This is a genomic window from Streptomyces sp. NPDC026417 (genome assembly GCF_055567695.1).
The window spans coordinates 1-12,308 of the sequence record NZ_JBVHPY010000053.1 but is presented as its reverse complement, the minus strand read 5'-3'; the positions used below and the strand labels follow the sequence as shown (position 1 = coordinate 12,308).

The 12,308-nt window shown below is 61.5% G+C and carries 7 protein-coding genes and 4 pseudogenes; 5 read left to right on the top strand and 6 right to left on the bottom strand.

Translation table 11 applies throughout. From position 1 onward, the window contains the following. A pseudogene (locus ACZ4NT_RS37555) lies at positions 1–677 on the top strand (transposase); the annotation flags it as partial. Between the two features lie 2,992 nt (positions 678–3,669). Here ACZ4NT_RS37555 and ACZ4NT_RS37550 read toward each other — a convergent pair. Continuing rightward, positions 3,670–3,885, bottom strand: a complete 216-nt coding sequence (locus ACZ4NT_RS37550) for a hypothetical protein (RefSeq protein WP_467729857.1) — start codon at positions 3,883–3,885, stop codon at positions 3,670–3,672. Here ACZ4NT_RS37550 and ACZ4NT_RS37545 point away from each other — a divergent pair. Beyond that, positions 3,802–4,002 carry a 4'-phosphopantetheinyl transferase superfamily protein gene (locus ACZ4NT_RS37545; RefSeq protein ID WP_467729859.1) on the top strand — a complete coding sequence of 67 codons (201 nt, stop codon included), beginning with the start codon at positions 3,802–3,804 and terminating at the stop codon, positions 4,000–4,002. The two genes, ACZ4NT_RS37550 and ACZ4NT_RS37545, sit on opposite strands and share 84 nt — an antisense overlap. Here the strand turns inward: ACZ4NT_RS37545 and ACZ4NT_RS37540 are convergent. Beyond that, on the bottom strand, positions 3,915–4,214 hold the full coding sequence (locus tag ACZ4NT_RS37540; RefSeq protein ID WP_467729855.1) for a hypothetical protein: 300 nt from the start codon (positions 4,212–4,214) through the stop codon (positions 3,915–3,917). The two genes, ACZ4NT_RS37545 and ACZ4NT_RS37540, sit on opposite strands and share 88 nt — an antisense overlap. A 150-nt stretch (positions 4,215–4,364) precedes the next feature. On the opposite strand from ACZ4NT_RS37540, the gene ACZ4NT_RS37535 reads away from it, so the two are divergent. Then, positions 4,365–4,835, top strand: coding sequence for a S24 family peptidase (locus ACZ4NT_RS37535; protein ID WP_467729853.1), 471 nt, complete (start codon positions 4,365–4,367; stop codon positions 4,833–4,835). A gap of 142 nt (positions 4,836–4,977) precedes the next feature. On the opposite strand, the pseudogene ACZ4NT_RS37530 reads toward ACZ4NT_RS37535, so the two are convergent. Next, a pseudogene (locus tag ACZ4NT_RS37530) lies at positions 4,978–5,127 on the bottom strand (transposase); the annotation flags it as partial. A 404-nt stretch (positions 5,128–5,531) separates the two neighbouring features. On the opposite strand from ACZ4NT_RS37530, the gene ACZ4NT_RS37525 reads away from it, so the two are divergent. Then, positions 5,532–6,338 carry a hypothetical protein gene (locus ACZ4NT_RS37525; protein ID WP_467729851.1) on the top strand — a complete coding sequence of 269 codons (807 nt, stop codon included), beginning with the start codon at positions 5,532–5,534 and terminating at the stop codon, positions 6,336–6,338. Positions 6,339–6,856: 518 nt separating this feature from the next. On the opposite strand, the gene ACZ4NT_RS37520 is transcribed toward ACZ4NT_RS37525, so the two are convergent. The 3 genes and pseudogenes from ACZ4NT_RS37520 to ACZ4NT_RS37510 form a co-directional block, all read right to left on the bottom strand. Further along, positions 6,857–7,390 (bottom strand): hypothetical protein, encoded by a 534-nt coding sequence (locus ACZ4NT_RS37520; RefSeq protein ID WP_467729849.1) that lies wholly within the window; start codon positions 7,388–7,390, stop codon positions 6,857–6,859. A 425-nt stretch (positions 7,391–7,815) separates the two neighbouring features. Next, positions 7,816–9,018: an IS110 family RNA-guided transposase gene (locus ACZ4NT_RS37515; protein ID WP_467729847.1), complete on the bottom strand. Its 1,203-nt coding sequence runs from the start codon at positions 9,016–9,018 to the stop codon at positions 7,816–7,818. 257 nt (positions 9,019–9,275) lie between these two features. Further along, a pseudogene (locus ACZ4NT_RS37510) lies at positions 9,276–9,532 on the bottom strand (IS110 family transposase); the annotation flags it as partial. 967 nt (positions 9,533–10,499) lie between these two features. Here ACZ4NT_RS37510 and ACZ4NT_RS37505 point away from each other — a divergent pair. Then, a pseudogene (locus ACZ4NT_RS37505) lies at positions 10,500–10,727 on the top strand (IS701 family transposase); the annotation flags it as partial. Positions 10,728–12,308 lie beyond the last annotated feature (1,581 nt).

The window sequence follows — 12,308 nt, the reverse complement described above, 5'->3', positions numbered from 1 at the left end:
TTCCGGCCCGTCGTGCCCTGGAGCGCGGATGAAGCGGTGGCCGGCTGGGTGAAGGAGGTGTGGCCGCACGTGGAATCACCGCGGCGGCGCTCGGGGCCTGGATCGTCTTCGAGGACGAAGCGGGATTCTCGATGACGCCGCCGACCTCCCGCACCTGGAGCCCACGCGGCACCACACCGGTCACAGGGGTCCGCGGCCGTTGCCAGCGCCGCTTCTCCATCGCCGCCCTGTGCTGCTACAGACCCGGCGAACGCTCCCGCCTGATCTACCGGCCCAGACAACACACAGATCACAAGAGTGCAGGCCGCAAGAGCTTCGCGTGGACCGAGTACCGCGACCTCCTCATCGCCGCCCACCAGCAGCTCCACGCACCCATCGTCCTCATCTGGGACAACTTGAACGACCCACAACGACCGCCGAATGCGGGCCTTCATCAACGCGCAGGACCGGCTCACCGCCTACCTGCCGCCATACGCACCCGACCCCAACCCCGTGGAAGGGACCCGGTCAATCCTGCACCGAACCACCCAGACCAACACGGCTTTCACGCCCCGAACCACCTCATACACCGGCTCCGACACAGCCTCCGCCAGATCCAATACCGCAGCGACATCATCGACGGATGCCTCACCGGAACAGGGCTCACACCGACGACACCACGGCCACAACATCAGTAACCGGCTCGCTCGGCTGGCGTCCAGCCGTTCTTGCACCCCATGGCGCGAGCAGCTCGATTAAATACTCCTGGCAGTCACGGCTCGGACTCCCGTGTCAGCACCCACCGAGCCGAGCATCCGCAACGTTCAACCGTCCGCCGCGCGGTGCACCTTATCAATCTTTCTGTCCCCAGCCACGTACTGGGCAAATGGATACCGAACCGACTGCCCCAACACGCACAGCCGCAGTCAATAGGGCGCGTCCGGACGAATGGTGGAGTAGGGAATGCTCCAGTCGAGCGATGATCTCTTCTGATAATCTACGGGAGCCCGGTTAAACATCGCATCGATGCGCCTTCTCGATGTAGAAAGCCGGAGAGCCTTTTTAGATCCCTCAGCCCTGTCTTACTTGCATCACTAGAGGAGTGCTAAATGTTTAATTCGGGGAAGCGTCGCCTTATTGGGGCAGTTTCAGTCATTCCGGTAATTTTCGGCACAGGAATCGCACTAAGCACTCCTGCATCTGCTGCTACGTCAACGCGCATCTCTACTAACTGCGGCGCGTCCAACTGGATGGGTGGCAGCGGACTAAACAACGCCTTCACTTTCAGTTGTGTGGAACTCTGGGAGGACCTTACGGGGTTGGCCTGGTACATTCCGACGACGAGCGTACGGAACACTTCGGCGAGCACGTGGCTAAACGATGTTGACATTAGCGTCTGGGATGGCCTGACCTACGTCACAAGCTGTCACTGGGACTCTGTCGCCCCTGGCAAAACCGTTACTTGCTCCAAGAACTACTGGGCGACCGGTAGTGCACACCAGACGAATGGGACCGTCTCGGCTGTAATTAACGGCGGGAACTCCCTTGGGTATTCAACCTCGAAATATGTGATTTGGTAAATTGCCCAGCCTGCTCGGGGAGAACTGAATCGATGAATCGACGAAAAGGTTTGGCGTAGGCCGCATTACCTGGCGTACGCGGTCGGTGGGCAGGCCTTAAAACGGCAACAGCTCGAAACAGCTATATGGATACTTGACCCTTATTTCTGCAGGGGAGACCAAACGCGAAGGTCTCGAACTCCCTCGAACTCCTAGTGGCCATGCACGCGCTTTTATTCGTGTTTGGGATGACAAAAACCACCTTTCGGGGCTTCGCCGCCCATTTTCTCCCGCAAGCCAGCAAGTCAAGTAGCATAGCCTGTGAGGCTAGGGGGGAAGAGCTGTATGTTCACTGGCTGAAGCAGACTCGTGCGGCGAACTTGCGTTCGCCGCGGGTGCGTTTCGTCGAGAAGTGCAATCGCGACCTGTCTTCGGGTGGCGGAGGTCGCGCATCCCGTTGCCGGCCCTAGCGCGCCCGACCTTCTCGACTCGGGCCGAACTTGTGTCCGTGGCGGATTGTGTCGCAATCAGGCCGCACAGGCCGACAGAGTGCCTCAGACTACCTGGCCTGCTACCAGGGATATCCGGCCCTCAGTCAGTTATACGCCCTGCGTGCCTACCCTTTTGACTGGCTTGGCCAAGATGGCAGACGGCGAAATGTAGAGGGGACTGGACCTTGTCCTCTGCGGGCGTAGATTATGAGGGTCCTGGACTCCGGCGTCGTTTCGGGCCCGCTCGGTCGACATATACACAACGCCATCCCAGAAGTGGAAGACGCGTGATCCGGCGGACCGTGGCCAACTGATCATTTGAAAAGCAATGCATTCTGGGCCAGATTGGAGAATTCTCTCTGATGGCACTAGGGGGGATGCAAATTAGACATCAGTGAGGTCACCCTCCTGCCTCACCTTGACGAAATCGACAGTAAGGGGTTATGGCATGAACAAGCTTACGCGAAGCCTATCAGCTACTGGCATTCTCCTCTCATCGCTCGCCGGTTTGACGATTGGGGGGGCCACGACGGCTTCGGCCTTCGAGAATAACTGGAGTCAATGCAGTGGTGAAAGCCCACTAGAAGGGATTGGCTATTACTGGAACCTAACCCTCAAGAGTTGCATGCAGCTGCACAACTCATCGACGGGTAGTGACTGGTATATCGACGGGGCGAAAGTTCGCAATGGGTCCGAGGATCTCGTACTGACTAACGTCAATGTAATCATAAAAGACGAGGCGATGTCCGGGGGTGCCACTAAGGTAGCGACTTGCCATTTCTCTTCAATTGCCCCGGGGGTAACTAAGGTGTGTTCACCAGTGGATCTAACCTACGTTACGGTCAATAAGGTGCATCGAGTGGTCAGTACTGTTACGGCCAAAGTCGGCAGTGCCACGGCCTCATCGCAAGTGCAGACGCAGTGGGTGAATTTCTAGCACCGGGTTATCGGCGAAGCCGCCGTCGCTGGTGTGATTATCTCGGCGTCGCGTCGTCTGCGGGGTCTTCGCTGAAAATCTTCTCTTGTGCTGGAATGTCTATCAAGCCGGATGCCTAGTTTCCCCGACTTTTTGAAACCGAGGCCGCACAAGGGGAGATCGCGGTGGGGAGCCGTTGCGGGCTGTTCAGACAGATGAGTCGCCATTCGGCAGCTGCAGCGGACACGGCTAGCAATGCCCACGAGTTGTCCTGTATCTGGTCGGCATCGGGGTGGCCGGCGGTCTGGTATTCGTGGTGGAAGCTCGCTGCTATACGGCAGTAACTCGGAGGATTCTTTGCAATCTGTCGCGTGGCCAGCATTTCAGTGTGCACATCGACATCTACGGTGGAGAGACGGTGAGCTCGTTGTCTATGAAGAGCCCTATGTGCCGGTCAACCCGCTGAGGGCTGGAGATCCATGCTGGAGGTCCAGGCCCGCGCCGCCATCACCGCAGCCTGGACCTGTATGCCACACCGGTCGATGGCTCCCCCGACCCAGTCGCACACCTCGGGCGGCCCGCGTATCGCGGACACCAGTACCAGCACCATCAGTGTCACAGTTGCTGCGGGAGGGGCGGGGAAGACGCATCGAGCAAGCAGTCGGTACCCCAGGCCTCGAACCCCGACCTGGGGCGGGCGCCGCGCCCAAGCACCTGGATTGGCCTACGGGCTGGGTGGCAACCCGTACTTGCGCGGTTTCGACCAGATCGAGGTAAGCCTGTCGCACACCGAGCTGCTGATGGCGGTCGCGTTGCCGGACCGGGCGGATGCGGAACCCGCGGACGGTTTCGTGCGCTGGATCTGTTCCAGGCGCAGATCCTCACCCCCGGCGAGGCGAAGGGCCTGGCGGATCTGCCGGAAGGTGAACGCATCGCTCACCTGCTGAAGTTGGGGACGCTGAAGGAGGCCTATAGCAAGGCGCGTGGGCAGGGCCTGCGCCTGGGCTTCAAGGAGTTCGGCTTCAGCCAAGAGGGAGTGCTGCACGCCCCTTCGTAGCCGCGGCGGATGTCGGCGCCGAGTTCGCCCGCCCACTGCTCCAGGACTTCCTCGGTGCGCCACTGCAGGACGCCGCGGGCGCCGAAGTGGCCGTCCGGCAGGACGGTGTAGTCGAACTGGATGCCGCCGAAGTGGCCCACCGGCATGGTGTCGAGTTGGCCCCAGCGGGGCAGCAGTCCGCGCCGGTCGAAGACCACCCGCTTCTTGCTCACGCTCAGTAGTCGCCGTCATAGCCCCACACGTCCGATCGCTGCCTCGGCGTATGAGTGTGGGGACAGGCCGAGTGGCGCAGACTTTCCTTCCATGGGGCGGGCGGTGAAGCCCACGCCGCGGGACTGCATGCTGGCCGGGCGAGTTTTCCGGTGACGAAGTTCGCCTCCCTGAACCAGAACCACCTCGACGGCGACCACGTCGAGATCACCCTCGACACCCCCCAGGGCCCCACCCGGCTGCGCGCCTCCTACCTCATCGGCTGCGACGGCTCCCGCAGCCGCATCCGCAAGGCCGCCGGCTTCGCCTTCCCCGGCACCCCCGCCACCCGCAAGATGTACGTCGCCGACGTCGTCGACTGCGGTCTGCGCCCCCGCTACCTCGGCGAGCGGCTGCCCGGCGGCATGGTGATGGTCGGCCCGCTGGGCGACGGCGTGGACCGCATCATCGCCTGCCCGCACGGCACCCCCGCCAGCGACCGCGACGCCGAAGTCGCCATGCTAAACGGCGAAGCGACGGTGAAGAGGTTCCAGCGTGACGCAGCCGACCACGCCTGGCTCGTTGCGTACTACCCCGGGTTCCAGCCGCTCGCGCCCGACGAGGCGGGCGGTCATCCTTGGTAACGTCGTTGCCCGTGCTGCGCGCCCTCTGACGATCCTCGGGGCACACGAACAGCCGTCGCCCGCATCAGCGGGCCCCTGCCTCGACAGCCGGGAGAGTAAGAAGTGCTGCATGGGGCGGCCCTCATCGCGCGGCGCCGCTCTCTGCCGCGAACGCGGATAGGAAAAAAGGCCCGTTTGAGCTGCTTGTTTCCGCGCCGGGACGGTTGTTCGCCGCGGATCGAGGAGCCAGAACTGCGGGTTGTGGGGCGAGGCCGACGTAGGCGGCGAGGTGAGCGGCGGTCGGGCCCGCCCGCGGTGTGGACGGGGACCTGCTCGTCGCGAACGTGCCGGCGCGCTCGAGGCATCAGGTCAAGAGACGGCGCTTGGGGCGACTTCGGCTGCCGCTCAAAACGGTCAGAAGGAAGGTTGAAAGTGGCGAGGTATCTCTCGCCGGGTGCGCATATGGGCCATTATTCGCGAGGTTGAGGCCAGCCGCCGAATCTGAGATCGGGCACGCGCTGGACGAGCCGCGCCCCGAAAACTGCAGAAACGCTTCGACAACTGAGTAAATAATGCTCATCCCGCCATTGGGGTGGCTGATTATAATTCCATCTTGTGACTTGATGGATACTCCATTCTTCGAGAGGTCTCGAACGCCTCCGACTGAGTCGAAATACCTGCAATCAATTCCGCATTGCGCGAAAGGCAGTCCCTGTCATGCAGAAAAAGAGCCTCATTGTACTTACCGTTGGTGCTGTTACAGCTGTGCTGACGGCGGCCATTCCGGCGAGTGCAACTATGCCCCGGATAACCGGGTATGAGATTGTGCAGTCATCGTCAGTGCACGTTTTGGCGGGGGGGACTGCCGGTAAGAACGTTTTCTGTCCTAGTGGAAAGAAGGCGGTCGGTGGCGGCTTCAAACACATTTCGGGACTCGAAAGCTTCACCAGCAAGCCGAACTTTGAAGGTGCCGCCTGGGTTTCGTACGCGAAGGCAGAGAAGCAGGGAGACTATACCGCCTTTGCTGTATGTGTCGACTCTGACAGTATTTCAGGGTACCAGATTGCCAAGTCTTCAATTGTGCACAAAAATGCAAATTCGATCGCTACGGCAGTCGCTTCCTGTCCCGTCGGTAAGAAGGTGTTGGGTGGCGGGTATAGCACCCCGGGGTTGTCTGGCGTTTACGGTAGCGTCCCGATGGAGGATGCAACCTCTTGGAAGTCTTGGATCGATGGTCCGGCCGAGGGGGACCTAACAACTTCCGTTGTATGTGTGAACTCCGATAGTCTAACGGGATACGGTCATGTTGTATCGCCCACGTATCATGTTTACGACGGCGGGGCGGCGGCTCCGGAAGCGGCCTGCTCTGCTGGGAGGAAGGTGGTCGGCGGTGGATTCTATGCATCAGGGTCAGTAAAGATCCGCTCGAGCTTGCCGCAATCGGAGGGTAAGTCCTGGCTTGCTACAATTAACGGTGTCGGCGGGCAGGGTGACATTACCACCTATGCGGTCTGCGCAGTATAGAGATAACTCGCCGACGACGACCGCTGGCCCGCCCCACCGACCAGCGCGAACACTGGTTACGCCGGACCAGCTGCGGAGGTAGGCCACCGACCTCCGCCGGCGAGACCAACAAGCAGCGCAACACCGTCGAAATTCCATCATCCGTCTGAAACAGTGGCGCGGCCCGCCGCCCGCTACGAGAAGACCGCCACCGTCTACCTGGCCAAACTTCACATAGCAGGCGTCTTCCTCTGGTTCACCCAATGACCCAAACGAAACTGCCTAGCACTGTCGCCACTCGGATCACCGGTGATGCCTCCGACCAGCGGCGGACCGGTACGGAGCCTATCCAATGGAAGGGGCACCGGATCGGGACGTCGACGGTAAGGTGCAGCATGCCCGCCCTGGTCTGTTGGACGTTATTCCCGCCGCTGAGGTACGGGAGGATGCTCGTCCGGTCGCCCATACCCGCCGCGGGTATGGGCGACCGGACGGGTTCAACAACGCCTGGTACGGCGCGGCGGCCTGCCTAGTCGAATTCAGCTCCACTGGGCTGGATGTGGGCCTTCATAGGGGGCTGAGTCGATAGTGGTCGTCTTCCACTCTTTGGAAGTTTCATCAAAGGTGGTGATCTGAGCTTGAGCGGCTTGGGTGAAGTACTTTAGGTAGTCTTGCCCAAGTCCAAACCCTCTACAAGTCTGAACTGCAGCGACGGGAGAATCGTTCCAGGTTGGAACTACCGTCACAAAGTTGATACAACTTTTATTCACGCTTGAGTCCGACGGGACGCCAACCGTCATCTTGTTGATCAAGATGGCGTGCCCGGATTTATTCAAGACCGCAACTATGCCCTTTTCGGACCAGTCCCCACTGTGATATGGATCATTGTCGTATGACCAGCATGTGCGTGCTTGGACGCCTTGATGCCCTGTTGGCAATGCTTTCCATGGCCCGCAGAGTCTCGTCGTCTCGGCGGCATGGGCCGGGGAGCCTGGCAACAGTACGCTGGCAGCCGCCAGCGCCACCGACAATGCTCCGATTCTCCGTCTCGTCGAAATCGGCGTGAGCTTCATCTTTTCCTCCTAATTGAGCAACTGGCGCCAGCTGTTGTGCTTACCGAGACTCCAGCACGTCCTAAGCATCGTTCGAGAGTAGGTTTCACTCAATCCATGAATTGCCTCGATAGGGGTCACGCCTGACCGAATCAGCTCTCCTGTGACTACTTCTCCGTCCTCGGTGCTGCCACTTTCTTCTGCAAGCGGCAAATCACCGCGCAGGATGCCGTCTTTTTGCGCATGACTCGCACCGGTACTTGACCGGCAGGGGTGCAACGGGGCGGAATGAGTGCTCAGAGAATTCGGAACGAATCGTTTCATGTCTTCATATGGGTAATGCTTTTACCGCGCGCGTCGCCCCCCAGTGATGACTATGTGGTAGGCGAGCGGAGTCCGCATCCCCTATCAGCGATGGTGGCGCGGGGGGGCCTCTATGTCCTTCGTCAAGCGAGTCGAGGGCTTCTCGGTTCGTAGAAGGTTCCGTCGCGGAGCATGGCGAACAGGACGCTGATGCGGTGGCGGGCGAGGCGGAGGAGGGCCTGGGTGTGGGTCTTTCCGCGGGTTCGGCAACGGTCGTAGTAGGTCCGGGAGGCGGGATCATGCAGGGCGGCGAACGCGGATAGGAACATCGCCCGTTTCAGCTGGCGGTTGCCGCCTCTGGGGGCGTGTTCGCCGTGGATCGAGGTGCCGGACTGCCGGGTTGCCGGGGCGAGGCCGGCATAGGAGGCCAGGTGGGCGGCGGTGGGAAAGGAGCTGCCGTCACCGACGGTGGTCAGGAGGACTGCGGCGGTCCTGACGCCGATGCCGGGCATCGAGGTCAGGACCTGGGAAAGAGGGTGGGCCTCCAGCAGGGCCTCGATTTGGGCCTCCAGAGCCCGGCGTTGTTCGTGGACGGCGGCCAGCGACTTCGCCAGCGACGGCACGATCACGTCGAGGGTGCCGGTGCCGGGGACGACGGCGGTCTGCTCGTCGAGGGCGGTGAAGATGTCGTCGACCAGCCGCTCGGCCATGCGCGGTGCCCGGGGACGGACGACCTCGACGAGCCTGCGGCGGCCTGCCTTGCGGAGTGCCTGCGGAGATCCGTAGCGCTCCAGCAGCCAGGTGATGGCGGGGTGGTCCAGGCGGGGTCCCAGGACGCGTTCGAGACTGGGGTGGAACTGGGTGAGCAGGCCGCGGATGCGGTTGGAGGTGCGGTTGGCCTCTCCGGCCAGGTCCTGGTCGAAGCCGACCAGCATGGTCAGCTCGGCGGTGACCTCATCGGTCAGGTCGAGGGCGCGCAGGGTGTGGGGCATGGTGCGGGCGGCGTCCGCGATGACGGCGGCGTCGCGGGCGTCGGTCCTGGCCTCACCGGGGTAGAGGTCGGCGATCCGGCGCATGGCGAGTCCGGGCAGGTAGGCGACCTGGCAGCCGGTGTCGCGGGCGACGGTCAGCGGCAGGGCGCCGATGGAGGCGGGCTGATCCACGACCACCAGGACGGTGCCGAACTTGGCTTTGAGTTTGTCGAAGACGGCCCGCAGCTTCGGTTCGCTGTTGGGCAGCGGCTTGTCGAAGACCGTCTTCCCGGCCGGGGTCAGTCCGTGTTCGTGATGGGTCTGCTTGCCGACGTCCAGGCCCAGGAAGACGCCCACCCCGTCGATGCTGATCACCGTGCCCCCACATCTGTCGACGCGTGCCGGCCTCAAGGTCGGGAGCCGTTCGCGCGCATCCACGTTATGCAGACCTGCCGCCCGCAAGTGGCCCGGCATTGCGCCGGGCCGGGCAGTGGCCGGACCTCTGATCAGCGTCTGTGACGGCACCCCTCAGGCCCGGTGACACCACCCCCCAGGTCATCCGTTCGACAGGGGCAACAGTCATACCGGGCCCGGAGGCCAGCGGCCCTCTTGCAGGACCGCGAAGAAGATAACGGGGGGGGGGATTCGTAGAAGCAGGTGTCGCGGAGCATGGCGAATGGGATGCTGACACCTTGACGGGCGAGTCGCAGGAGAGCTCGGGTATGGGTTGACCGAGGGTTTGTTGCCGGTCGTAGTAGGTAGGGAGGGGAGTCGGCGTCACGCAGGTCGAGGCGGTGCGGAACATTACGCGTTTGATTTGCCGGTTTCCTCCTCATGGTGCGGTTTCACCGTGAAATGAGATTCCGGAAGATTTCGTTATGGGGGCGAGGCTGTGAGGCCTATTCACGGGGGTTTCGTCAGCCGTTCTGGTGGAAGGCGAGGGCGGTGGCGGTCTTGGCGACGAGGGTGAGGCGGGCCGTGGCAGCGGATGCGAAGATCTTCCAGCCCTTCAGGTGCACGATGGCCTATTCGACCGTGGCCCGGAGCCTGTTGCCGGAGCTGTTGGAGCCGTTGGCCACCTGTGGACCGTTCCTGGCCGGGCGGCTTGCGACTGGGCGTGAGTAGTCCGGAGCCGACGTAGCCCAAGTCGCCTACGCCTCCCGTTCCGTGAAGGCGTAGGGGAGGCCTGACTGACGCAGGCATGCGTCGAGCGGACCTTCGCCTGACTCCACCAGTTCAAGCGACTCCCGATCCGACGCGTTCCGCTGGCTGACCCGATACAACACCCGCCGCCGGCACTCCCGCCTCGGCCACCGGTCCCCGATCGCCTACGAGAACGACCTCCAGCCAGCTGCAACTACCCTGACCCAAGCCGCATAGACGTGTTCAAAATCCGGGGTCAAGGCCCCCCTACGACCTGACCCCGTATCCTGCACCCACCGCACGATCCGGATCCGCGCCGACCGCGCGCCGCCAGCGGGTCCGGCCTCTGGGTGACCACACCGATCAGACAACTCCCCAACCGGGACCCCACCACGCCGAAACAAACAACCAACCAGGCTCAGTCAGCAGCGCAAGCACCGGTCGAACGAAGCAACGCGCAACTGAAGTCCGGGCGAACCCTCCGCAAAGCCCACTGCAGCCCCAACCAGAGGACCGCCGCCGCAACCATCCTCACCCTGAAACCTCGACGCTGAAAATCCTCACTGACCCCTCACAGCTCAGCTTTTCTCTCTCTTCAGCCGCTTGAGCTCGGCCGACTCCCCGCTCGTCGTGCCCGGATGGATCCCGGCGTCGATCCAGTACTGCAACGGTCTATGCCGTGACTGTTGGGCGGGTCGTTCGTTGGTGTGGTTATGGGTGGGGACCTTGCTGATGTCAGGTTGTGGGCGGACGAGTTGGAGCGTTTGCACGGCCGGTTCGTGCATCGGTTCAGCCGGAGCTAGCCCCGGGGGGAGTCAACGCTTTCGTATATGCAGGGGCTGATCGCTCCGCTGGAGCGGAAGAACGGCTGGACTCTGGCAGAACAGGCAGGTCACGATGCTCCGGACCGCATCCATCGGTTACTGAACCGGATCGGCTGGAGCAAAAGGGGCGTCAAGGGGCCTACTCTTCCCGGGAGACGATACCGTGGCGAGCCCAGAGATCTCCCCATCCAATTACTTCGCTGGAACCAAGGGCGATATCTTCGCCCTGTTGATGATTCAAAAAATCGACATCTAACCGAGGGCAGCATGACCGCCCACTCAGCGCGTGTGGGGTTCGGGGCCTCGTCCGCTGGGTCACCGAGCAAGTTCATCTTTCGTGATGTCAGGCAGGCGAAAGATCATGCGCGATTGACGCTGCGTCTGCTTGCCACTTCACCATTCAACTCTGGGCGAATATGACCAGACAGTACCAAACACCCCAAGCGGGGAGTCCTCATGATAGCCGCTAACTCCCCCGCCAGCATAGCGGGCGCGATTGGCAACGACCGTTTGAGGTGGCGTGACACAGCTCGCGGAATTCCCGGAGTCAACATATGCGATGTTACAGACACCAAAATCGGTGTCCGAGGAGGGCCAATCGTGCCCCTCCTTCAAACGTATTGCCAGTTTCACAATAGGCTTGAGGGAAGAATTCACTACATAGGTTGCAATCCGGTATTGACGCCCCCAAAAAACATCATTATAGGTCTGGAAGCAGCTGTAAGAATACGCCGAACCCCCCTGCCACAATGGCTTCGCAGCGCCGCAATTATATGAGACAAGCGTTTCCGCCGAGGCTGACGGGGCTAGAGCAGTCGAGACTCCAGCCAGGGAGGGGATCATTACGCCCAGGGCCAGGATTTTCCGCGTTTTGATCATAAACATTCTCCACTTTCACAGGTTAACGTTTCGTGGCGATGCCTTACTCATGACAATCTCTGACCAGCCATTGACTCATGCCGCCCACAAATGCCTACACCCGTGGAGACACTGAGCACTCATACGGCTTTCCTGTTTCCGGCTCGCGTAAGCCTTTCGCGGCCTGCACTCCGCCAGACAAGGCGGACGTTAGAGGGCTATCGTGATTGCGTCATTCGCGTCGATCTCATCTAGGAGGACACCCTGCGCGCGCCTGATTTCAGAACTCTAGGAGTGCACACCTTAGTTGGAATGAGTGTTTGCCACTCAACTCGGGGCTAATCCATGGTCCAGAGTGTCCAATTTCTACCTCGATTTGTCATTTGACATGCACCCGGGACCTCTTTATCGCTTTGCCTGGCCCACCTTGCGGTGCTCTATACTCAATACCGCCTGACTGATCGTTACGCGATATGGATGCAGGGTCGCTTTTCAGCTCTTTCCATTGCTGACGCAAGGGGTGTCCGACGCGCATCCCGTATTAATCCACAGGTATTTTGAAGTGGCGGCCCCAGTCGAAGATCCATCCAATCACCTACCGTGCTCGTGCGCAGAAGGTGGTGAGGAGCGGTGTGTTGCGGCGCGGCTTGACGATTCCGTGGTTCGTGCCGGGATCAGGTCTGCGGTCTGCTCGCGGGATGACAGGGGGCTTACGCGGGGTCGTTGATGTGCTTCTGGTGGCCTAAGACCGTGTCCTATGTGGGGCTGGGTCGTTGGACTTGGTTATGGGGCGGGGTACGTGGAGTTGGATTGTTCCGGACGGGCTGTGGGAGATCGCGG